Raw genomic sequence first — 21,746 nt, forward strand, 5'->3', positions numbered from 1 at the left:
TGCTCCCGCTGGAGGGCGAAGCACTCCCCGCCTGTTTCAGATTCAACGTATTGGCAGGTTTTGCGCCTGCCGCGCAGGCGAGCGGGAGCAAGCTCCCTCGCCACAAAAGTCCTCTGGACCTCTGTTTCAGATCAATCGGGTTACCACTTCATCTCGCCCTTGGCGACTTTGGCGCTCAGCTCCAGCGAGCTTTCTTCGCCGAGTGTCGGGTAGCGCTTTTTCATCGCCGCGATCAGTGCAGCGGAATCCTTGGCATTGGCGGTTTCTTCGTCGAAAGCCTTAATGTAATCGGCAGTGAATTTCACGCTGGCCAACGAACGGCTGCTCTCGCCCAGGTAGTGACTGGGCACTACGGTTTTCGGCTTCAGGGTTTCGATCGCGTGCAAGGTTTGCAGCCAGTCGGCGTGGGATTGCGCAGTCTGGGTATCGGCCATCCACACATGAATGTTCTCGGCGACCACCACGCCACCGACCACCGCCTTGAGCGACGGAATCCACACGAAGCTGCGATCCGGTTGTTTGCCGTCCAGACCGACCACCTGCAATTTCTGCCCTTCGAGCATCAGGCTATCGCCCTTGAGCACGCCCGGCACGATGGTTTTGGCCGGTACGTCGTTACCCATTTTCGGGCCCCAGAAGGCGAGTTTGCCGGCGACGGTTTTGTTGATGTGATCCACGGTCGGCTGCGAAGCCAGCACCTTCGCGTCGGGGAAAGCCTGGGTCAGGGTGTCGAGGCCGAAGTAGTAATCCGGGTCACCGTGGCTGATGTAAATGGTGGTCAGGTGCTTGCCGCTGGCGCGGATCTTTTCCACCACCTGCTCGGCCTGGGCCTTGCCGAATTGTGCATCGACCAGGATCGCGTCTTTCTCGCCGCTGACCAGCACCGAGGTCACCGGGAAGATCGCGTTGGTGCCCGGGTTGTAAACGTCCAGTGTCAGGTTGGCGGCAGCGGCGTGGGCCGCGAAACCGAGGGTGGCGGTGGCCAGCAAAACGCGCTTGAGGGTAGTGAAGCCGATCATTTGTTGCTCCGTGGTCCGAATGCCGTGTTTGGCGATGGGACAGAGCTTAGTTGCCTGACTCGGTACAAAAAATGCGATGCTTGGACATAGTTTGTTTCTGAAAGCGGGCAAATCATGGATCGTCTTCAAGCAATGCGCGTGTTTGTCACGGTGGTGGATCTGGGCAGCCAGTCGGCGGCGGCCGATCATCTGGACCTGTCACGGCCAGTGGTGTCGCGTTATCTGGCGGAGCTGGAAGACTGGGTCGGTGCGCGCCTGATGCACCGCACCACGCGCAAATTGAGCCTGACTGCCGCTGGCAGCGAAATTCTGCCGCGCTGCCGGCAGATGCTCGAACTCTCAACCGACATGCAGGCTGCCGTCAGCGAACCCGACGAGGCACCGCGCGGACTGCTGCGCATCAGTGTCAGTACCTCGTTCGGTCAGGCGCAACTGGCCGATGCGATGGCGGCGTACGTCAAGCGCTACCCCGGGGTCAGCGTCGACATGCAGATGCTCGACCGCACGGTGAATCTGGTGGATGAGCGCATCGACCTGGCGATCCGCACCAGCAATGACCTGGACCCGAACCTGATCGCCCGGCGCCTGACCGTCTGCCGCTCGCTGATTTGCGCCGCCCCGGCCTATCTGCGCGATAACCCGCCGCCGCAGCGGGTCGAGGACCTGAGCCGGCACAACTGCCTGACCCACTCGTATTTCGGCAAGAGCCTGTGGCATTTCGAGGAGGACGGTGAGCCCGTTTCGGTGCCGGTGCAGGGCAACATCAGCGCCAACGAGGCCAGCACATTGTTGCGCGCCACCCTGGCCGGTGCCGGCGTGGCGATGCTGCCGACTTATCAGGCCGGGGTGCATGTGCATACCGGTGAGCTGGTGCGCCTGCTGCCGGATGCCGAGCCACGGCAGATGAACATCTACGCGGTCTACGCCTCACGCAAGCACATGCCGGCGGCACTGCGCAGCATGCTGGATTTTCTCGTCGAACGATTCCCGGAAAATCCCGACTGGGATATGGGCCTGTAAATACGATTCCCCTGTGGAAGCGGGCTTGCTCGCGAAGGCGGTGTATCAGTCTGGATTGTCGTCGACTGACACCACGCCTTCGCGAGCAAGCCCGCTCCCACAGGGGGGGGGTCACATAGGCGAAATCCGTGGCTGGCAACTCTGTACCGCTGACCTATGCTGAAAGTAATACCGCAGGGTATGCGTTCAGAGGTCTACGCCATGAACATCAGAACAAGAAGGTACTTCGCGATTTTCATCACCTGCGCCGCCACGCTAGCGCTGTACGGCACCGCGGCCTGGCGGGTCGAGCAGTTGCGACAACTGCCGCGCGAATACGCCAGCTGCAATTTTGAGCGCTGTATTCCGCACAACGCGACGCTTAATGCGCTGCGCTGATGTAGCTGAAGCGAACCCTGTAGGAGTGAGCCTGCTCGCGATAGCGGTGTGTCTGTCACCTGCAATATTGGTCATGACGGCGCTATCGCGAGCAGGCTCACTCCTACAGGGGATATGTGGTGGTTACAGATTCACTGTTCGGCCTTCAACCGGTCGCGAAAGGCTTTTGGCGAAATCCCCACCCTGCGCCGGAACAGGCGCGTGAAGTTGGTCGGATCGGAAAACCCCAACAGCTCCGACATCTCGTAAATGGTCATGCTGGTGTAGGTCAGCAAACGTTTGGCTTCCAGTAACTGGCGTTCGTGCATGATCTGCAGCGCCGGCTGCCCTGCCAGTTCGCGGCAGGTGCCGTTGAGGTGTGACACCGAAATCCCCAGGCGATGGGCCAGGTCTTCGACCTTCACATGCTGGCGGTACGTCTCCTCCACCAATTGAATGAACCCGTTGAGGTATTCGCGCTGGCGTTGCGGCCGCTGGCTGGCGTTATGGCGCACGAGCGCCTGCCGGCTGACCCAGACCATGATCACGCTGACCAGCGAATGCATGAGCATTTCCCGCGCGGGTTGATGGCCGTTGTACTCGGCCTGCAAAGCTGAAAACAGACTGTTCAGGTACTCCGCGTCCTTGCCCGCCGGGTAGTGCTCGGCCTGGGCCAGTGCGTGCACCGAGCTGCCCAGCTGCGCCTGCAAGTGATTGATCAGCGGATTGGCGAGGGTGACGACAAATCCCTCGACGTCCTCGGAAAAGCGAAATCCATGCACCGACAGTGGTGGCAAAACCTGAATGGCGGGCTGGTCGAGCTGCGTGCGTTGTCCTTCGATTTCAAGCTCTGCCTGACCTTTGAAGACGAAGAGCAACTGGCACAAATCGGCATGACGGTGGGGTTTGATTTCCCATTGATGTTCGCGGCTGCGTTTGGAAATGGTTTCACAGTGCAGCAAGTCAGGGGTCGGCCAGTCCAGGCTTTCACCGTAGAGCTTGAACACCGGAATCGAAGGCAGGTCAGGCTTGTTCATCACTTCAATCCAGGCCTCGAGGTTGCGGGCGATAATCGCACCGATTGGCAGAATGTACAGGTATCGGCTCAGTTTTCACCTTCAATTGACAGACCCGCAAGGGAAAAATGCAAGCACTCGATCCATAAAAATCATTCACCGGCGCCTGTCGCGTGAAGCTTGCGAGTCATAAAAACAATGAAAACGCTGAAAACCCAAGTCGCCATCATTGGCGCCGGTCCGTCCGGATTGCTCCTCGGTCAGTTGCTGCACAACGCCGGCATCGACACCCTGATTCTCGAACGCCAGACACCCGACTATGTCCTCGGACGAATTCGCGCCGGCGTGCTTGAACAAGGCATGGTAGAGCTGTTGCGCCAGGCCGGCGTAGGCGCGCGCATGGATGCCGAAGGGCTGGTGCACGCCGGCTTCGATCTGGCACTGGATGGGCGTCTGGCACACATCGATCTGCAGGGTTTGACCGGCGGCAAAACCGTCATGGTTTACGGTCAGACCGAAGTCACGCGCGACCTGATGGCCGCTCGTCGGGAGGCTGGCGCACTGTCGTTTTATGAAGTGAGCCATGTCGTTCCTCACGGCATGAAAAGCGACGAGGCGTTTGTCACCTTCGAAAAGGATGGCGAAACCTGGCGCGTCGATTGCGATTACATTGCCGGTTGCGATGGTTTCCACGGCGTCGCCCGGCAGTCGATTCCCGAGGACTGCCTGAAGATCTTCGAACGGGTCTATCCGTTCGGCTGGCTGGGGATTCTCGCCGACACCCCGCCAGTGCACGAAGAGCTGGTCTACGCCCGGCACGAACGCGGCTTTGCCCTGTGCAGCATGCGCTCGGCCACGCGCACCCGTTACTACCTGCAAGTACCGGCTGAAGAAAACGTCGCGGACTGGTCCGACGAGCGCTTTTGGGCTGAGCTGAAAACCCGCCTGCCCGCCGAGCTTGCCGAAAAACTGGTGACCGGCCCGTCGATTGAAAAAAGCATCGCGCCGCTGCGCAGTTTTGTCGTCGAGCCGATGCAGTACGGACGGATGTTTCTGCTCGGCGATGCCGCGCACATTGTGCCGCCCACCGGCGCCAAAGGCCTGAACCTGGCCGCCAGCGATGTCAGTACGCTGTTCAACATTCTGCTGAAGGTTTATCGCGAAGGGCGCATCGATCTGCTGGAGAAATACTCGGAAATCTGCCTGCGCCGGGTATGGAAAGCCGAACGTTTCTCCTGGTGGATGACTTCGATGCTGCACCGCTTCGACGAACATGATGATTTCAGCCAACGGATCAGCGCCTCGGAACTGGACTACTTTGTCAGCTCCGAAGCGGGTCGAAAAACCATTGCAGAAAATTACGTCGGACTTCCGTACGAGGCTATCGAATAGCCTGCTACCGACTTACACTGGCGAGCATCCACCCGCGCGCAATGGCCGTGCGGGTCCATCACTGCCCGCAGGCTCGCCCGTGACCAATCTCAATCACCCTGAAACGCCCAAACCGGCCATTCGCAGCGTGCTGGTCGCGTTGATGATGGCGATTTTTCTCGGCGCGCTGGACCAGACCATCGTCGCCGTCTCGATGCCCGCCATCTCTGCCCAATTCAAGGACGTCAGCCTGCTGGCCTGGGTGATTTCCGGGTACATGGTGGCAATGACTGTGGCGGTGCCGATCTACGGCAAACTCGGCGATTTGTACGGGCGACGCAAACTGATGCTGTTTGGCATGGGCCTGTTCACCCTCGCCTCGCTGTTCTGCGGCATGGCGCAAAGCATGGAACAACTGGTGCTGGCGCGGATTCTTCAGGGCATCGGCGCCGGCGGGATGATCTCGGTGAGTCAGGCGATCATCGGCGACATCGTCCCGCCGCGCGAACGCGGGCGTTATCAGGGTTACTTCAGCAGCATGTACGCGGTGGCCAGCGTCGCCGGGCCGGTGCTCGGCGGCTACATGACCGAGTACCTGTCGTGGCGCTGGGTATTTCTGATCAATCTGCCACTGGGGTTGGGCGCCTGGTGGGTTGCCAATCGCAACCTGCGCGGGCTGCCGATTCCGCAGCGCAAACCGATCATCGATTACTTCGGCACGCTGTTGATGATCATCGGTTTGACCGCCCTGCTGCTGGCCATCACCCAGGTCGGTCAGGGGCATTCGTGGCGCAGCAGCGAGGTGCTTGGCCTGTTGGCCTGTGCGGTGCTGGTGCTGGCGGTGTTCGTCTGGCATGAACGCCGGGCGCGTGAGCCGCTGCTGCCGATGCACCTGTTCACCAACCGCAATGCGTTGCTGTGCTGGTGCACGATTTTCTTTACCAGTTTTCAGGCAATTTCGCTGATCGTGTTGATACCGCTGCGCTTTCAGAGTGTCACCGGCGCCGGGGCCGATAGTGCCGCGCTGCACCTGTTACCGCTGGCCATGGGCTTGCCGATCGGTGCCTATTTCGCCGGCCGGCGCACGTCGATCACCGGGCGCTACAAACCGCAGATCCTGACCGGCGCGATCCTGATGCCGCTGTCGATTCTCGGCATGGCCTTCAGTCCACCGGAAGCGACGTTGCTCAGTGGCGTGTTCATGCTGCTCAGCGGGATTGCCGGCGGCATGCAGTTCCCGACGTCACTGGTCGGTACGCAGAACTCGGTGGAACAACGCGACATCGGCGTCGCCACCAGCACCACTAACCTGTTCCGTTCACTGGGTGGCGCGGTGGGTGTGGCGTTGATGTCGGCGCTGTTGCTGGCGTTGTTGCAGGATTCGAGTTTTGCCCATCTGGCGAGCAACTCGCTGCTCAGCGAAGGGCATTCGGGCAATGTGCTGCTCGACGGTTTGAACGCCGCACCGGGCGATGCGCAGAACGCCTTGCGCGCCGAGCTTTCGGTGACGTTCCGGCATCTGCTGTGGGTGAGTACCGCGGTGTCGCTGCTGGGGCTGGCGGCGGCGATCGCGATGCCGAACAACCTGCTGCGCGGGCGCGAGCACGGCGCCAAATAACAGCAACATCGCTAAACCCTGTAGGAGTGAGCCTGCTCGCGATGAGGGTGTGTCAGTCGACATCACTGTTGAATGACACTCCCTCATCGCGAGCAGGCTCACTCCTACAAAGGCAGTTCACTCAAGGACTGTAGTAACCCACCGCCACCAGAAAATGCCCGACCTTCTTCAGGTAGGCATGCTTGTCCTCGACCTTGCCGGTCACCGGATTTTTCCAGCGGTATTCGTATTCGCCGTCGTCCTGTTTGGCGATCAGCGCCAGAATCGGCTCGCCCACCGGTTTGCCTTCCGGGTCCTTGATCTTGCTGAAATCGGTGTTGATCAAGCGCAGGTTGGTGCCGTGGGCAACGTAGCGTTGGGTGTCCAGATCGACCACGAACACGTACAGGTCATCCTGCAGATACCCGCCCTTGAGCGAGTTGATGGCCGTCAGCGTGCCCTTCTCGTTTTTCCCCAGATCGGTTGCAGCCTTGTCGAGAAGTGCCTTGGCCTGCTCGGCTGATGCACGCGGCAGGTAATAACCGACTGCCAGAATCCGCTGGCCGATACGCTGGTAATACACATGCTTGCGCTCGACCTTGCCGTCCGCCCAGTTCTGCCAGCGGTATTCGGCTTGCTGGATGCCGTTGCCTTCCGGCACCAGCAAGGCGTCCTTGAAGGCTTTCTGTAAATCCGGCGCAAGCACTTCGCTGACGTCACGGCCGATCAAGGCTGAGGATGGCCCGCCGCTGGCGAGCATCACGCCTTTGGTGTCGACCACGAACACATAGCGATCCTTGTCGACGAACTCGCCCTGACGGCTGAACGCGGCGAAGGCCTTGTCGCCATTGTCGTGGTAATAGGCCAGCGCCTTTTCCAGCAAAGCGATGGCAGCCTTGCTGTCGTCCTTTTGTGTGGCGGCGTTGACCTGCCCTGCCCCCACAAAAAGCATCACCCCGAACCACGCCACTTTATGCAAAAACCCCATAACGCATCCCTCGTTCTTGTTGGTGTTTCAAGAGCGTAGACGGCTTGGGGTCGGACGGAGGTCGAAGATGAATCCGGAAGTTGCCGCATTTCCTGTGGCGAGGGAGCTTGCTCCCGCTCGGCTGCGAAGCAGTCGCAAAACCTGCAAATGCGCTCTACCTGAACGAAAGCAGGGGAGCGCTTCGCACTCCAGCGGGAGCAAGCTCCCTCGCCACAAAGGTTCCTGAGTCAGGCCTTACGGCCGGGCATTGATCTGCTGCTGCAGGTTCTGGATCTGCGCCTGCAGGGTATTGATGTTGCGGGTCATCTGCCCCCGGAACGCATCAAACTCGGCAGTATTGCCGCCACCCTGGGCAGCGGCCGGGCGGTTGTCCTGTTCGCTTTTGAGGACGACGATTTCCTGCTCCAGACGCTCGATCGCCGCGCTCGGATTGCCTTGCTTTTTCAGCGCGGTGATATCAGCGCCGAGGCTTTTCAGTTGAGCGTCATAACTCTTGAGCTGCGCATCGACCTTGCCGGTGTCGGCCGGGGCGCTTTTCAGGGTCGCCAGTTCGGCGCTCAAGGCTTTGACCTGAGCCTGCAACTGGGTATTGGCGTTCTGTTGTTCGGTGGTCTGCGCGGTCATCTGCGCCAGACGCTTGTCCAGATCACTGGTCTGACCCACCACGCCTTGCTGCTGTTTGCTTTGATCCAGCAACTGGGTTTCCAGCTGTTTGATCTGCAGCTTCAGGGCTTCGCTGTCGCTGTTGACGTTGCTCTGACTGGCGACGACCTTGCCGGAAATGTCCTGCAGGCGTCCCGCCGCTTCCTCGCTGATGCGCGCAAAGCTTTCCTGGGTCGCGACCAATTGCTGCTCCATCAGCGAAATCTGCTGGAAACTCCACCAGGCCAGACCGATGAAGGCAAAGAACAATGCGCCGACCAGTGCCCACAACGGCCCGGTACTCGCAGCCTTGACCTTGACCACCGGCGGCGTGCGCGAGTGCACGGAGGTGCGGGCGGTGGGCGGAATGTCATCGTCGTCAAAGGTGTCGGCCCGCAGGCTCGGTACATCGTCGAAATCGTCGTTGGCATCGTTACGCATGGACATTGAGGCAACCTTTGTGGAACGCGGTGATGGCTAAATGCTGCGAAGTATAACCGCCGCAGCCGCAGGGATTGACCCTCAAGCGGCAGTGCGGTTCATTGCCGGCCGAGCGACTTGTATCAACGGATGTCCTGAGCTTTCCACCAGCCACAGAACTCGTCGAGGGCCGACCACAGGCTGACTTTCGGATCGTAGTCCAGATAATGCCGGGCGCGGCTGATGTCGAGGGTGAAATTTTTCTTCATGACCTGCATGCCTAGCCGCGACAGGGTCGGCTCCGGGCGTCCCGGCCAGAGTTTGCACACGCCTTCGTTGAGCGCAGCAACGCTGTAGGCCAGACCGTACGAGCGGTATTTGCTGACCTGCGGCACTTCCATCTTGCGCATCACATAATTGACCACATCCCACAGCGGCACCGGCGCGCCATTGCTGATGTTGTAGGCCTTGCCCAACGCGGAACCGGCTGCCAGCAGACTACTGAGCAGCGCTTCGTTGAGGTTCTGCACGCTGGTGAAGTCGACCTTGTTCAGACCGTCGCCAATGATCGCCAGACGCCCCTTGCGCTGCATGTTCAGCAGGCGCGGGAAGATGCTCATGTCGCCGGCGCCAGTGACGAAACGCGGGCGCAGGGCGATGGTTTCCAGACCGAATTCCTGCGCGCCAAAGACCTTTTGCTCGGCCAGGTATTTGGTCGCCGCGTAGTGATGTTTGAAGCGCTTGGGCACTTGCTCTTCGGTCAGGCCGAGGTGATCGCGGCCATCGAAATAGATCGACGGCGACGACAGATGCACCAGCCGCCGCACGCGCTGCTTGAGGCAGGCTTCGACGACGTTTTCGGTGACCTGCACGTTGCCCTGATGAAAGTCCTGATAGCGCCCCCACAAGCCGACGGCGCCGGCGCAGTGCACCACGGCTTCGACGTCGGCGCAGAGCTCACGCACCAAGTCCGCATCGGTGAGATCGCCCGGGACGAACTCGGCGCCACGGCGCACCAGATGCTCGACGCTTTCGGCCCGGCGACCGTTGACCCGCACGTCCAGGCCCTGCTCCAAAGCGAAACGCGCAAAGCGTCCGCCAATGAAGCCGCTTGCGCCGGTGACCAGAATTTTCATGTAACGCTCCGATGTCTTTCGTTTACCTGATACGTCTGTCTTGACGCTGACCGTCAGCCCAAGGGCACCAGCCAGCGCGGTGAAGAACGTAGCAATTGCTCGGTCAGCAAGGCCAGCAGCTGACCGCCATTGCGCCAATGATGCCAGTACAACGGCACATCGATCGGTTTATCTGGCAACAGTTCGCGCAATACGCCGCGTTGCAGTTGATCGCGCACTTGCAGTTCCGGCACCAGTCCCCAGCCAAACCCGGCTTCGGTCAGGCGCACAAATCCTTCGGAGGACGGGCACAAGTGGTGCTCGAATCCGCCATCGACACCCAAGGATGCGAGGTAGCGATGCTGGAGAAAATCGTCCGGGCCGAACACCAGCGCCGGGGTCCTCGGCAGCTGTTCGGCGCGCACGCCGTCGGGGAAATGCCGCTCGATAAACCCCGGACTGGCCAGCGCCCGATAGCGCATCGCCCCGAGCAACACGCTGCGCGCACCGGCCACCGGGCGTTCGCTGGCACAGACACACGCCGCAACCTCCCCAGCACGCATGCGCTTGAGGCCAACGGTCTGATCTTCCACCACCAGATCCAGCAATAAATGCTGTTCGGCGCAGAAATCGCCCACGGCTTCGGCCCACCAGGTGGCGAGGCTGTCGGCGTTGATGGCGATGCGCAGACGCTCCGGCAGGCCTTCTTCGTCGAGCGCCGGCACCAGGGTCTGCAAGTCACGTTCGAGCAGGCGCACCTGCTGCACATGGTTGAGCAGCCGCCGGCCGATCTCGGTCGGCGATGGCGGCGTGCCGCGTACCAGCACCGGTTGGCCGACCCGCGCTTCCAGCAATTTGATCCGCTGGGAAATCGCCGATTGTGACAAGCCCAAAACCTGCGCGGCGCGTTCGAATCCGGCCTGTTCGACCACGGCAGCCAGCGCGGAAAGTAATTTGTAGTCGAACATCAGTTTTCCTAATGAGCGATCAGCACTATTGGTTTTTCTTATACCGCTTTCGACCGGAGAATAGCCAGCAAGCACTCTTTATCAAGGAACACTGCAATGGCTGGCGAAACCTCACTCACGACCTTGCTGCGCAGCATGAGCCCGCAGCTCAACGCCGGCGAATATGTGTTTTGCACCCTGCGTGACGACCCGTTGCCGAGCGGTGTGGAGATTGTCGGCAACTTTCGCGAACAGGAAGGCCTGACCGTGATCCTCGAACGCTCCCAGGCTGAACACGCCGGGTTCAGTTTCGATTATGTCGCGGCGTGGATCACCCTCAACGTGCATTCGGCACTGGAAGCAGTCGGCCTTACCGCTGCGTTCGCCAGCGCGCTGGGCAAGGCCGGAATCAGTTGCAACGTGATCGCCGGTTACTACCACGATCATTTGTTTGTCGGTCAGGCCGACGCCGAGCGCGCCATGCAAGTACTGCGCGATCTCGCAGCCAACGCGGAGTAAATCTTATGTGGCAAAGCTATGTGAACGGATTGCTGGTGGCGTTGGGGCTGATCATGGCGATCGGTACGCAGAACGCTTTTGTGCTGGCGCAGAGCTTGCGCCGCGAACATCACCTGCCCGTCGCCGCGCTGTGCGTCGCCTGCGATGCGTTACTGGTTGCTGCGGGCGTGTTCGGCCTGGCGACCGTGTTGGCGCAGAACCCGACATTGCTGGCGATCGCACGCTGGGGCGGCGCCGTCTTTCTGATCTGGTACGGCAGCCAGGCGCTGCGCCGGGCGTTCTCGAAACAGAGTCTGAATCAGGGTGAAAACCACACTGTACGCTCGTTGCGCGCAGTGATGCTCAGCGCGCTGGCGGTGACGCTGCTCAACCCGCACGTTTATCTGGATACCGTATTGCTGATCGGCTCCCTCGGTGCGCAGCAGTCAGTACCGGGCGCTTATGTCGTAGGCGCGGCGAGTGCTTCGCTGCTGTGGTTTTTCACCCTCGCCCTTGGTGCGGCATGGCTTGCACCGTGGCTGGCGCGGCCGAGTACCTGGCGGATTCTTGATCTTCTGGTGGCAGTGATGATGTTCACGGTGGCGGGCCAATTGATTATCGCCAACTGATTTATTCCAAAAGGCTCTGGAACCTCTATCCCACACAGTTGTTGCGTGGTTAAGCCTTGACCCCGGTGCTATGATCCGAACCCTGCGCCGCAAAGAGTAAAAACTCGTCGGTGCATTTCTGGCCGCCCGTGATCGGCCTTGCGCTCACCGCAACAGACCTGATTAGGAGAATCATCATGGCTTTCGAATTGCCGCCGCTGCCTTACGCACACGATGCCCTGCAGCCGCACATTTCCAAGGAAACCCTGGAATTTCACCACGACAAGCACCACAACACCTATGTCGTGAACCTGAACAACCTGGTGCCAGGCACCGAGTTCGAAGGCAAGACCCTGGAAGAGATCGTCAAGACTTCCTCGGGCGGCATCTTCAACAACGCCGCTCAGGTCTGGAACCACACTTTCTACTGGAACTGCCTGGCGCCAAACGCCGGCGGTCAACCAACCGGCGCACTGGCTGAAGCCATCAACGCGGCTTTCGGTTCGTTCGACAAGTTCAAGGAAGAGTTCAGCAAAACCTCGATCGGCACCTTCGGTTCCGGCTGGGGCTGGCTGGTGAAAAAGGCTGACGGTTCCCTGGCCCTGGCCAGCACCATCGGCGCCGGCAACCCGCTGACCAGCGGCGACACCCCGCTGCTGACTTGCGACGTCTGGGAACACGCTTACTACATCGACTACCGCAACCTGCGTCCGAAGTACGTTGAAGCGTTCTGGAACCTGGTCAACTGGAAGTTCGTCGCTGAGCAGTTCGAAGGCAAAACCTTCACCGCTTAAGCTGCGCGCCAGTCAGAAAACCCGGCTACGGCCGGGTTTTTTTATGCCTGCTATTCCCCCGTAGGAGCTGCCGCAGGCTCGGGCCGCGATCGGACGATCTTTTGACTTTGATCTTGAAAAATAAAATCAAAGGATCGCAGCCTGCGGCAGCTCCTACAGGGAATAGCGTTTTTCTCACAATGAACGCTGGCTCCGGCCACTTGCTGGTGCAGCCCAGCGGGCTAACATCAAACCGAGGAAAATTTGTTCCAGACGGCTCAAGTTGAGGACTGAAACTACCGACACAGTACAAATAGAGTTGACACTCCAGGCCGTTGTATTTCGGCAACGCCACGGGCAAATATCTCGGGACTTGATTGTCCCTTTGACTGCCAACACGGGATTGCCAATACTCATGGCAACTTGACGCTACCCGCACGGAACAAGGAATAACCCTTTGAAGCTGGAACTCAAGAACAGCTTGTCGGTGAAGTTGCTCCGGGTCGTGCTCCTTTCGGCATTGATCGTCGGCGTGGTCTTGAGCTGCGCCCAGATCGTTTTCGATGCCTATAAAACCCGCCAGGCGGTGGCCGGCGACGCCCAGCGTATCCTCGACATGTTCCGTGATCCCTCGACTCAGGCGGTCTATAGCCTGGACCGGGAAATGGGCATGCAGGTGATCGAAGGCCTGTTTCAGGACGACGCGGTGCGCCAGGCCTCCATCGGCCATCCCAACGAAGCGATGCTCGCGCAAAAGTCCCGTGAGTTGCAGCACTCCAACAGCCGCTGGCTGACTGACCTGATTCTCGGTCAGGAACGCACCTTCACCACCCAACTGGTCGGTCGCGGCCCGTACAGCGAGTATTACGGCGACCTGAGCATCACCCTCGACACCGCCACCTATGGCGAGAGTTTCATCGTCAGTTCGGTGATTATTTTCATTTCCGGCGTCTTGCGCGCCCTGGCCATGGGCCTGGTGCTGTATCTGGTTTATCACTGGCTGCTGACCAAGCCGCTGTCGCGGATCATCGAGCACCTGACCGAAATCAATCCCGATCGCCCCAGCGAGCACAAGATTCCGCAGCTCAAGGGTCACGAAAAGAATGAACTCGGCATCTGGATCAATACCGCCAACCAGTTGCTCGAATCCATCGAACGCAACACCCACCTGCGTCACGAAGCGGAAAACAGCCTGCTGCGCATGGCTCAGTACGACTTCCTCACCGGTCTGCCGAACCGCCAGCAATTGCAGCAGCAACTGGACAAGATTCTGGTCGACGCCGGCAAGCTGCAACGCCGGGTCGCAGTGCTGTGTGTGGGGCTGGATGATTTCAAAGGGATTAACGAGCAGTTCAGCTACCAGACCGGCGACCAGTTGCTGCTGGCGCTGGCCGACCGCCTGCGCGCCCACAGCGGTCGCCTCGGCGCCCTCGCCCGGCTTGGCGGCGACCAGTTCGCCCTGGTGCAGGCCGATATCGAACAGCCTTATGAAGCGGCAGAGCTGGCGCAAAGTATCCTCGATGATCTGGAAGCGGCTTTTGCCCTCGACCATCAGGAAATCCGCCTGCGCGCGACCATCGGCATCACCCTGTTCCCGGAAGACGGCGACAGCACCGAGAAGCTGCTGCAGAAGGCCGAGCAGACCATGACCCTGGCCAAGACCCGCTCGCGCAACCGCTATCAGTTCTACATTGCCAGTGTCGACAGCGAGATGCGTCGCCGTCGCGAACTGGAGAAAGACCTGCGTGACGCGCTGATTCGCGACCAGTTCTACCTCGTCTATCAGCCGCAGATCAGCTATCGCGATCACCGCGTGGTCGGCGTCGAGGCACTGATTCGCTGGCAGCATCCGGAACACGGTCTGGTGCCGCCGGATCTGTTCATCCCGCTGGCCGAACAGAACGGTACGATCATCGCCATAGGCGAATGGGTGCTGGATCAGGCCTGCAAGCAGTTGCGCGAATGGCACGATCAGGGCTTTGTCGATCTGCGCATGGCGGTCAACCTGTCCACCGTGCAACTGCACCACGCCGAGTTGCCGCGGGTGGTCAACAACCTGCTGCAGATCTACCGCCTGCCGCCGCGCAGTCTGGAACTGGAAGTCACCGAGACCGGCCTGATGGAAGACATCAGCACCGCCGCCCAACACCTGCTGAGCCTGCGCCGCTCCGGGGCGCTGATCGCCATCGACGACTTCGGCACCGGCTATTCATCATTGAGTTACCTGAAGAGCCTGCCGCTGGACAAGATCAAGATCGACAAGAGCTTCGTTCAGGATCTGCTGGATGACGACGACGATGCGACCATCGTTCGCGCGATCATCCAACTGGGCAAAAGCCTGGGCATGCAGGTGATCGCCGAAGGCGTGGAAACCGCCGAGCAGGAGTCCTACATCATCTCCGAAGGCTGTCACGAAGGTCAGGGTTACCACTACAGCAAGCCGCTGCCTGCCCGGGAGCTGACGGCCTACCTCAAGCAAGCCCAACGCACCAATGCTGCCATTCTCTAGAAGATCAAAAGATCGCAGCCTGCGGCAGCTCCTACAGGGATCGCGTGCCCCTGTAGGAGCTGTAGAGTGAAACGAGGCTGCGATCTTTTGATCTGCGCCATCACACTGGCGTAAATAAGAAATATTTCCAGCCACAGCCCTTTACACATAATGCGAAAGATTTGCATTATGTCGCAGTTTTGCGCACCCCCAGCGCGAGTCCACTCAACTATCGAAGCAGGATGTTCGCCATGATTCGTATGCCTCTGGCTACCGCCAGTCTGCTGGCCATCGCTATTTCCCTCGCCGGTTGCGGCGAAGGCAAAGACAAGGCTGCCGCCCCGGCCGCGCCGACGCCGGCCGCCAGCACCGCTGCCGCTCCAGCACCTGCCGCTGCCGGTAAAGTCGATGAAGCTGCGGCCAAGGCTGTGGTCGCGCATTACGCCGACATGGTCTTCGCCGTATACAGCGATGCCGAATCCACTGCGAAAACCCTGCAAACCGCGGTCGACGCGTTCCTCGCCAAGCCGAACGCCGACACTCTGAAAGCCGCCAAGGCTGCCTGGGTCGCCGCCCGCGTACCTTACCTGCAGAGCGAAGTGTTCCGCTTCGGCAACACCATCATCGACGACTGGGAAGGTCAGGTGAACGCCTGGCCGCTGGACGAAGGCCTGATCGACTACGTCGACAAATCCTACGAGCACGCGCTGGGCAACCCGGGCGCCACCGCCAACATCATCGCCAACACTGAAGTGCAGGTCGGCGAAGACAAGGTCGACGTGAAGGACATCACTCCGGAAAAACTCGCTAGCCTCAACGAGCTGGGCGGTTCCGAAGCCAACGTCGCCACCGGCTACCACGCCATCGAATTCCTGCTCTGGGGCCAGGACCTGAACGGCACCGGCCCGGGCGCCGGCAACCGTCCGGCGTCGGACTACCTGGAAGGCGCCGGCGCCACCGGCGGTCACAACGATCGTCGCCGTGCCTACCTCAAAGCCGTGACCCAACTGCTGGTCAGCGACCTGGAAGAAATGGTCGGCAACTGGAAGCCGAACGTGGCTGACAACTACCGCGCCACCCTGGAAGCCGAACCGGGCGAATCCGGTCTGCGCAAAATGCTGTTCGGCATGGGCAGTCTGTCGCTGGGCGAACTGGCGGGCGAGCGCATGAAGGTCTCCCTGGAAGCCAACTCCCCGGAAGACGAACAGGATTGCTTCAGCGACAACACCCACAACTCGCACTTCTACGATGCCAAAGGCATTCGTAACGTGTACCTGGGCGAGTACACCCGGGTTGATGGCACCAAGCTGACCGGCGCCAGCCTGTCGTCGCTGGTGGCCAAGGCCGACCCGGCCGCCGACACCGCGCTGAAAGCCGATCTGGCCGCTACCGAAGCCAAGATCCAGGTCATGGTCGATCACGCCAACAAGGGTGAGCACTACGACCAGTTGATCGCGGCCGGCAACACCGCCGGCAACCAGATCGTACGTGACGCCATCGCCGCACTGGTCAAGCAGACCGGCTCGATCGAAGCCGCTGCCGGCAAGCTGGGCATCAGCGACCTGAACCCGGACAACGCTGATCACGAGTTCTGATCACGCGCGTTCGACTGAAAAAGGCGACCTTCGGGTCGCCTTTTTCATGCCTGCCATGCACGACCCTCTGTAGGAGTGAGCCTGCTCGCGATAGCGGTGTGTCAGCCAGAAATTAGTCGAATGACACTCCGCTATCGCGAGCAGGCTCACTCCTACAAGGTTTTTGCATTGGTCTTGAGACTTGCCCCATATCAAGCAAACGATAATTCCTCTTATTCAAACCCCCTCGCCCTGTTAGACTTTGCGCCTTTGTTTTCGCCCGTCCGCAGGATGTCTGATGCCCTCGCTGCCGCTTCGCTTGTCCGCACTGTTTCTGGCCCTGGGCCTGAGTGCCTGCGATGACGCCCCGCGTTTTACCAAGGCTGAGCCGGGTGAAGCGCGTTCGGGCGGGGCGGCGACCGTGCGCAAGACCGATCAGAATGCGTTCTCCCTGCCCTCGGCCAACCTGCCGCCGTCGCGTCGGGTCGACTTCAGCGTCGGCAACAGCTTCTTCCGCAGTCCGTGGGTGATCGCCCCGTCGACCACCACCGCCCGCGATGGCCTCGGCCCACTGTTCAACACCAACGCCTGCCAGAACTGCCACATCAAGGATGGTCGTGGGCACCCGCCAGCGCCGGATGCGGCAAACGCGGTGTCGATGCTGGTACGCCTGTCGATTCCCGATTCACCGGCCTACGCCAAAGTCATCGAGCAACTCGGCGTGGTGCCGGAGCCGGTCTACGGCGGCCAGTTCCAGGACATGGCCGTGCCCGGCGTCGTTCCGGAAGGCAAGGTGCGCGTCGAGTACACCCCGGTGCCGATCCGCTTCAAGGACGGCACCGAAGTGGAGCTGCGCAAACCGGTTCTGCAATTCACTCAGTTGGGCTACGGCCCGATGCACCCGGACACGCGTTTCTCGGCCCGGGTCGCGCCGCCGATGATCGGCCTCGGCCTGCTCGAAGCGATTCCCGAAGACGCGATCCTCGCCAACGCCGCCGCGCAGGCCAAAGAGAACAACGGCATTAAGGGTCGCGTAAATCGGGTCTGGGACGATGAATTACAGAAAACCGTGGCCGGCCGTTTTGGCTGGAAAGCCGGGCAACCTAATCTCAATCAGCAGAATGTACATGCGTTTTCCGGAGACATGGGCCTGACCACCAGCCTCAGACCCTTCGATGACTGCACCAACGCGCAAACCGCGTGCAAGCAGGCACCCAACGGCAATGGCCCGGACGGCGAGCCGGAAGTCAGCGACAACATCCTGCGCCTGGTGCTGTTCTATACGCGCAACCTCGCAGTGCCGGCACGTCGTGGCGTCAACGACGAACAAGTACTGGCCGGCAAGAATCTGTTCTTCCAGGCTGGCTGCCAGTCCTGCCACACGCCCCAATACACCACCGCCGCCAACGCCGCCGAACCTGAACTGGCCAATCAAGTGATTCGCCCGTACAGCGATCTGCTGCTGCATGACATGGGCGATGGTCTGGCCGACAACCGCACCGAATTCCAGGCCTCCGGCCGCGACTGGCGCACCCCGCCGTTGTGGGGGATCGGTCTGACGCAGGCAGTCAGTGGTCACACCCAGTTCTTGCATGACGGTCGCGCCCGCAATCTGCTCGAAGCCGTGCTCTGGCATGGCGGCGAAGCGCAGCAGGCGCAGCAACAGGTTTTGTCTTTCAACGCCGAACAGCGTGTCGCGCTGCTGGCGTTTTTGAACTCACTTTAAACACTTAAAAGAATCGGGAGCCCGACATGTTCCGTCCCAAGTTGTTGTTCGCCAGCCTTGCCGCGCTCGCCCTCGGCGCCTGCTCGCCGCAGGATCCGCAAGCGGTCACCTCGGCGGCCATCGCCAAATCGGTGATCCTGCCGACTTACACCCGCTGGGTCGAAGCCGACAAGCAACTGGCCGTCAGCGCCCTCGCCTACTGCCAGGGCAAGGAAACCCTGGAAACCGCCCGCGCCGACTTCCTGCACGCGCAGAAAGCCTGGGCCGAGCTGCAACCGTTGCTGATCGGGCCGTTGGCCGAGGGGAACCGTTCGTGGCAGGTGCAGTTCTGGCCGGACAAGAAAAACCTCGTTGGCCGTCAGGTCGAGCAACTGGTGGTCGCGCAACCGCAAATCGACGCCGCCGCTCTGGCCAAATCCAGCGTCGTGGTGCAGGGCCTGTCGGCTTACGAGTACATCCTGTTCGATGAAAAACCGGACGTCGCCAACGCTGAGCAGAAAGCCAAATACTGCCCACTGTTGATCGCCATCGGCGAGCGCCAGAAGCAATTGGCCGAAGAAATTCTGCAGAGCTGGAACAACACCGACGGCATGCTCGCGCAAATGAGCAAGTTCCCCAACCAGCGCTACGCCGACTCCCACGAAGCGATCGCCGATCTGCTGCGTGTACAGGTCACCGCACTCGACACCCTGAAGAAAAAACTCGGCACGCCAATGGGCCGCCAGAGCAAAGGCGTGCCGCAACCGTTCCAGGCTGATGCGTGGCGCAGCCAGTCGTCGCTGACCGCGCTGCAAGCCAGCCTCGCTGCAGCCAAAACCGTCTGGGAAGGCGTCGACAACAAAGGCCTGCGCGGTCTGTTGCCGGCCGAGCAGAAACCGTTGGCGGACAAGATCGACGCTGCCTACGCCGCGTCACTGAAACTGTTCGACAGCAGCCAGCGCTCGCTGACCGAAATGCTTCAGGACGACGCCGGTCGTCAACAACTCAACGATCTCTACGACAGCCTCAACGTCGTCCATCGCCTGCACGAAGGCGAACTGGCCAAGGCGCTGGGCATCCAACTGGGCTTCAACGCCAACGACGGTGACTGATGAGGGCAAGTGCCATGCTGCGACGCCAGGCTCTGACTTTAGGTAGTTTGCTGCTGGGAGCAGTGACACTGGGCGGCTGGACGCTGTTCAAGCGCAAGGATCAGAGCCCGCTGTTGCTCTCGGCGCGCGACGACACCGACGGCAGGCATTACGCCGTCGGTTATCGGCTGGATGGTACGCGGGTGTTCGCCACCGAGGTCGGCCAGCGCTGCCACGACATCATCAACCACCCGACGCTGCCGATCGCGCTGTTCGTCGCCCGCCGCCCGGGCACCGAGAGCTACCTGATCGACTTGCGCGACGGGACGTTGCTGCAAACCGTGACTTCGCAGCCGAACCGGCATTTCTACGGCCACGCCGTGGTGCACAAGGACGGCGAATACCTGTACGCCACCGAGAACGACACCACTGATCCGGGGCGTGGCCTGCTCGGGGTGTACAAGTTCGAAGGCGAGCGGCTGGTGCACAGCGGCGAGATTTCCACCCATGGCCTCGGCCCGCATCAGGTCTCGTGGATGCCCGATGGCGAAACCCTGGTGGTGGCCAACGGCGGGATCCGCACCGAGGCCGAAAGCCGCGTCGACATGAACCTCAACGCCATGGAACCGAGCCTGGTGCTGATGCAGCGCGACGGCACCCTGCTGAGCAAGGAAACCCTTTCCCAGCAGATGAACAGCGTGCGTCATCTGGGCATTGCCAGCGACGGCACCATCGTCGCCGGCCAGCAGTTCATGGGCGCCTCGCATGAGCGCTCCGAGCTGTTGGCGATCAAGCGTCCGGGCCAACCCTTCGTGGCGTTCCCGGTGCCGGAGCATCAGTTGCAGTCGATGGGTCACTACACCGCCAGCGTCGCAGTCCACAGCGATCTGCGTCTGGTGGCGCTGACCGCGCCGCGTGGCAATCGCTTCTTCATCTGGGACCTGGACAGCGGCGAAGTGCGTCTCGACGCGCCGCTGCCCGATTGCGCCGGCGTTGGTGCGGTGAAGGATGGTTTCGTCGTGACCTCGGGTCAGGGCCGCTGCCGCTACTACGATTGCCGCCAGGATGAGCTGCTGGCCAAGCCGCTGGAATTGCCGGCAGGGCTCTGGGACAACCATCTGCACCTGATGGCCTGAATCAACGCTGTAACTGTGGCGAGGGAGCTTGCTCCCGCTGGACTGCGCAGCAGTCCCATGCTCTTGAGTTAAAAAGCGGGGCCGCTTCGCGCCCCAGCGGGAGCAAGCTCCCTCGCCACAGGGGTTTTATTCGTCCTCACTGTAATAACTGCCAGTTGGAATCCCTACCTGACTCGGAGTAATGTGCCCGCCTGTCTCACCTGATTTATCCAAGGAACTGGAAATATGCTGCGTCGCCGCATGCTGATCATGTTGGGTGTTGTCTTGCTGGTCGTCCTGGTATTGGGCGGGTACAAAGCCTTTTCGATCTACACCATGATCCAGGGCTTCTCCAAACCAAAACCGCCGATCAGCGTCGCCGTGGCCCGCGCCAGCGAACAGCCGTGGCAGATGCGTCTGCCCACCGTCGGCTCGCTGAAAGCCTTGCAAGGCGTCGAGCTGAGTCTGGAAGTCGCCGGCACCGTCACCGAACTCAAATTCGAATCCGGACAGAAGGTCAAGGCCGGGCAACCACTGCTGCAGCTCGACAGCGCGGTCGAAACCGCCCTGCTGGAAACCGCCAGGGCTGACCTGGGACTGGCACAACTGGATTTCGGTCGCGGCAGCCAACTGGTCGATAGCCGCGCGATCTCCAAAGGCGAGTACGACCGTCTCTCCGCCGTGTTGCAAAAGAACAAGGCCACGGTCAATCAGCTCAACGCTTCGCTGGCGAAAAAACGCATCCTTGCGCCGTTCAGCGGCACTATCGGCATCCGTCAGGTGGACGTCGGCGACTACCTCGCCAGCGGCAGCAAAATCGCCACCCTGCAGGATCTGAGCAGCCTCTACGCCGACTTCTATGTGCCGGAGCAATCGGTGCCAAAACTGGCCATCGGTCAACCGGTGCAGATCGGCGTCGCGGCCTATCCCGGGCAGAACTTCCCCGGCGCCATCAGCGCGATCAACCCGATTGTCGAAAGCACCACGCGCAATATTCTGGTGCGCGCAACCCTGGCCAACCCCGACGGTAAATTGCTGCCGGGCATGTTCGCCAGCCTTGAGGTGTTGCTGCCCGATCCGCAGAAACACATCGTGGTCCCGGAAAGCGCGATCACCTACACCCTGTACGGCAACTCGCTGTACGTGGTCGGGCAGAAAAAGGCCGAGGACGGCAGCGTCGAAAAAGACGACAAGGGCCAACCGGTACTGATCGCCGAGCGCCGCTTCATCGAGACCGGTGAGCGCCGCGATGGCCTGGTGATGATCAACAAGGGCGTGCAGAGCGGCGAACAAGTGGTGACCGCCGGCCAGATCAAACTGGACAACGGCGCACACATCGCCATCAGCGACGACAAGACCCTCGGCGAGCAGAACAGTCCGCCTCGCGCCGACTGATCAAGGA

General features: G+C 60.9%; 19 protein-coding genes. 13 read left to right on the top strand and 6 right to left on the bottom strand.

Annotated elements, in window-relative coordinates; translation table 11 throughout:
• Window positions 1-140 precede the first annotated feature (140 nt).
• Complete coding sequence (locus tag AC1RBR_RS21160; protein ID WP_492566461.1) at window positions 141-1,019, bottom strand: MBL fold metallo-hydrolase; 879 nt, start codon at window positions 1,017-1,019, stop codon at window positions 141-143.
• A gap of 114 nt (window positions 1,020-1,133) precedes the next feature.
• Here AC1RBR_RS21160 and AC1RBR_RS21165 point away from each other — a divergent pair, with 114 nt between their 5' ends.
• Both AC1RBR_RS21165 and AC1RBR_RS21170 read left to right on the top strand, forming a co-directional pair.
• Complete coding sequence (locus AC1RBR_RS21165) at window positions 1,134-2,039, top strand: LysR family transcriptional regulator (protein WP_492566463.1); 906 nt, start codon at window positions 1,134-1,136, stop codon at window positions 2,037-2,039.
• Between the two features lie 201 nt (window positions 2,040-2,240).
• Window positions 2,241-2,417: a hypothetical protein gene (locus AC1RBR_RS21170; RefSeq protein ID WP_007964044.1), complete on the top strand. Its 177-nt coding sequence runs from the start codon at window positions 2,241-2,243 to the stop codon at window positions 2,415-2,417.
• A gap of 131 nt (window positions 2,418-2,548) precedes the next feature.
• Here the strand turns inward: AC1RBR_RS21170 and AC1RBR_RS21175 are convergent, their stop codons facing one another.
• The gene (locus AC1RBR_RS21175) at window positions 2,549-3,433 is read right to left on the bottom strand and encodes a helix-turn-helix domain-containing protein (protein ID WP_492566465.1); all 885 of its coding nucleotides are present in this window, start codon (window positions 3,431-3,433) and stop codon (window positions 2,549-2,551) included.
• A gap of 177 nt (window positions 3,434-3,610) precedes the next feature.
• Between AC1RBR_RS21175 and pobA the strand changes: the two genes are divergently transcribed.
• Together pobA and AC1RBR_RS21185 are read left to right on the top strand one after the other, a co-directional pair.
• The gene (pobA, locus tag AC1RBR_RS21180; RefSeq protein WP_492566467.1) at window positions 3,611-4,804 is read left to right on the top strand and encodes a 4-hydroxybenzoate 3-monooxygenase; all 1,194 of its coding nucleotides are present in this window, start codon (window positions 3,611-3,613) and stop codon (window positions 4,802-4,804) included.
• A gap of 79 nt (window positions 4,805-4,883) precedes the next feature.
• Complete coding sequence (locus tag AC1RBR_RS21185) at window positions 4,884-6,401, top strand: MDR family MFS transporter (RefSeq protein ID WP_492566469.1); 1,518 nt, start codon at window positions 4,884-4,886, stop codon at window positions 6,399-6,401.
• A 121-nt stretch (window positions 6,402-6,522) separates the two neighbouring features.
• On the opposite strand, the gene AC1RBR_RS21190 is transcribed toward AC1RBR_RS21185, so the two are convergent.
• The 4 genes from AC1RBR_RS21190 to AC1RBR_RS21205 all read right to left on the bottom strand — a co-directional run bounded on the left by AC1RBR_RS21190 (window position 6,523) and on the right by AC1RBR_RS21205 (window position 10,513).
• A complete protein-coding gene (locus tag AC1RBR_RS21190; protein WP_095136982.1) occupies window positions 6,523-7,368 on the bottom strand; it encodes a cache domain-containing protein in 846 nt (281 codons plus the stop codon).
• 234 nt (window positions 7,369-7,602) lie between these two features.
• Window positions 7,603-8,457 (bottom strand): ATPase, encoded by an 855-nt coding sequence (locus tag AC1RBR_RS21195; RefSeq protein ID WP_095136981.1) that lies wholly within the window; start codon window positions 8,455-8,457, stop codon window positions 7,603-7,605.
• Between the two features lie 116 nt (window positions 8,458-8,573).
• Complete coding sequence (locus tag AC1RBR_RS21200; protein WP_027612479.1) at window positions 8,574-9,566, bottom strand: NAD-dependent epimerase/dehydratase family protein; 993 nt, start codon at window positions 9,564-9,566, stop codon at window positions 8,574-8,576.
• A 53-nt stretch (window positions 9,567-9,619) separates the two neighbouring features.
• Window positions 9,620-10,513 carry a LysR family transcriptional regulator ArgP gene (locus tag AC1RBR_RS21205; protein ID WP_492566471.1) on the bottom strand — a complete coding sequence of 298 codons (894 nt, stop codon included), beginning with the start codon at window positions 10,511-10,513 and terminating at the stop codon, window positions 9,620-9,622.
• Between the two features lie 96 nt (window positions 10,514-10,609).
• Between AC1RBR_RS21205 and AC1RBR_RS21210 the strand changes: the two genes are divergently transcribed.
• The 9 genes from AC1RBR_RS21210 to AC1RBR_RS21250 all read left to right on the top strand — a co-directional run bounded on the left by AC1RBR_RS21210 (window position 10,610) and on the right by AC1RBR_RS21250 (window position 21,739).
• Window positions 10,610-11,011 carry an ACT domain-containing protein gene (locus tag AC1RBR_RS21210; protein WP_492566473.1) on the top strand — a complete coding sequence of 134 codons (402 nt, stop codon included), beginning with the start codon at window positions 10,610-10,612 and terminating at the stop codon, window positions 11,009-11,011.
• A gap of 5 nt (window positions 11,012-11,016) precedes the next feature.
• A complete protein-coding gene (locus tag AC1RBR_RS21215; protein WP_492566475.1) occupies window positions 11,017-11,619 on the top strand; it encodes a LysE/ArgO family amino acid transporter in 603 nt (200 codons plus the stop codon).
• 176 nt (window positions 11,620-11,795) lie between these two features.
• Window positions 11,796-12,392, top strand: a complete 597-nt coding sequence (locus AC1RBR_RS21220; RefSeq protein ID WP_003227660.1) for a superoxide dismutase — start codon at window positions 11,796-11,798, stop codon at window positions 12,390-12,392.
• Between the two features lie 436 nt (window positions 12,393-12,828).
• Window positions 12,829-14,880 carry a putative bifunctional diguanylate cyclase/phosphodiesterase gene (locus AC1RBR_RS21225; RefSeq protein ID WP_027612474.1) on the top strand — a complete coding sequence of 684 codons (2,052 nt, stop codon included), beginning with the start codon at window positions 12,829-12,831 and terminating at the stop codon, window positions 14,878-14,880.
• A 230-nt stretch (window positions 14,881-15,110) separates the two neighbouring features.
• The gene (locus AC1RBR_RS21230) at window positions 15,111-16,454 is read left to right on the top strand and encodes an imelysin family protein (RefSeq protein ID WP_492566477.1); all 1,344 of its coding nucleotides are present in this window, start codon (window positions 15,111-15,113) and stop codon (window positions 16,452-16,454) included.
• 277 nt (window positions 16,455-16,731) lie between these two features.
• Window positions 16,732-18,159, top strand: a complete 1,428-nt coding sequence (locus AC1RBR_RS21235) for a di-heme oxidoreductase family protein (protein WP_492566479.1) — start codon at window positions 16,732-16,734, stop codon at window positions 18,157-18,159.
• 26 nt (window positions 18,160-18,185) lie between these two features.
• Window positions 18,186-19,250: an imelysin family protein gene (locus AC1RBR_RS21240; RefSeq protein ID WP_492566481.1), complete on the top strand. Its 1,065-nt coding sequence runs from the start codon at window positions 18,186-18,188 to the stop codon at window positions 19,248-19,250.
• 14 nt (window positions 19,251-19,264) lie between these two features.
• Window positions 19,265-20,365 carry a DUF1513 domain-containing protein gene (locus AC1RBR_RS21245; RefSeq protein WP_492566482.1) on the top strand — a complete coding sequence of 367 codons (1,101 nt, stop codon included), beginning with the start codon at window positions 19,265-19,267 and terminating at the stop codon, window positions 20,363-20,365.
• 225 nt (window positions 20,366-20,590) lie between these two features.
• Window positions 20,591-21,739 (top strand): efflux RND transporter periplasmic adaptor subunit, encoded by a 1,149-nt coding sequence (locus tag AC1RBR_RS21250; protein ID WP_492566484.1) that lies wholly within the window; start codon window positions 20,591-20,593, stop codon window positions 21,737-21,739.
• Window positions 21,740-21,746 lie beyond the last annotated feature (7 nt).

The sequence above is a fragment of the Pseudomonas sp. GW823-FHT01D03 genome (assembly GCF_058798255.1).

Coding starts and splice junctions, on each gene's coding strand:
- AC1RBR_RS21235 (WP_492566479.1), top strand. CDS start 16,732: ATGCCCTCGCTGCCGCTTCGCTTGTCCGCACTGTTTCTGGCCCTGGGC.
- AC1RBR_RS21175 (WP_492566465.1), bottom strand. CDS start 3,433: ATGAACAAGCCTGACCTGCCTTCGATTCCGGTGTTCAAGCTCTACGGT.
- AC1RBR_RS21215 (WP_492566475.1), top strand. CDS start 11,017: ATGTGGCAAAGCTATGTGAACGGATTGCTGGTGGCGTTGGGGCTGATC.
- AC1RBR_RS21245 (WP_492566482.1), top strand. CDS start 19,265: ATGCTGCGACGCCAGGCTCTGACTTTAGGTAGTTTGCTGCTGGGAGCA.
- AC1RBR_RS21250 (WP_492566484.1), top strand. CDS start 20,591: ATGCTGCGTCGCCGCATGCTGATCATGTTGGGTGTTGTCTTGCTGGTC.
- AC1RBR_RS21205 (WP_492566471.1), bottom strand. CDS start 10,513: ATGTTCGACTACAAATTACTTTCCGCGCTGGCTGCCGTGGTCGAACAG.
- AC1RBR_RS21200 (WP_027612479.1), bottom strand. CDS start 9,566: ATGAAAATTCTGGTCACCGGCGCAAGCGGCTTCATTGGCGGACGCTTT.
- AC1RBR_RS21170 (WP_007964044.1), top strand. CDS start 2,241: ATGAACATCAGAACAAGAAGGTACTTCGCGATTTTCATCACCTGCGCC.
- AC1RBR_RS21190 (WP_095136982.1), bottom strand. CDS start 7,368: ATGGGGTTTTTGCATAAAGTGGCGTGGTTCGGGGTGATGCTTTTTGTG.
- AC1RBR_RS21240 (WP_492566481.1), top strand. CDS start 18,186: ATGTTCCGTCCCAAGTTGTTGTTCGCCAGCCTTGCCGCGCTCGCCCTC.
- AC1RBR_RS21165 (WP_492566463.1), top strand. CDS start 1,134: ATGGATCGTCTTCAAGCAATGCGCGTGTTTGTCACGGTGGTGGATCTG.
- AC1RBR_RS21210 (WP_492566473.1), top strand. CDS start 10,610: ATGGCTGGCGAAACCTCACTCACGACCTTGCTGCGCAGCATGAGCCCG.
- AC1RBR_RS21195 (WP_095136981.1), bottom strand. CDS start 8,457: ATGTCCATGCGTAACGATGCCAACGACGATTTCGACGATGTACCGAGC.
- AC1RBR_RS21230 (WP_492566477.1), top strand. CDS start 15,111: ATGATTCGTATGCCTCTGGCTACCGCCAGTCTGCTGGCCATCGCTATT.
- pobA (WP_492566467.1), top strand. CDS start 3,611: ATGAAAACGCTGAAAACCCAAGTCGCCATCATTGGCGCCGGTCCGTCC.
- AC1RBR_RS21220 (WP_003227660.1), top strand. CDS start 11,796: ATGGCTTTCGAATTGCCGCCGCTGCCTTACGCACACGATGCCCTGCAG.
- AC1RBR_RS21160 (WP_492566461.1), bottom strand. CDS start 1,019: ATGATCGGCTTCACTACCCTCAAGCGCGTTTTGCTGGCCACCGCCACC.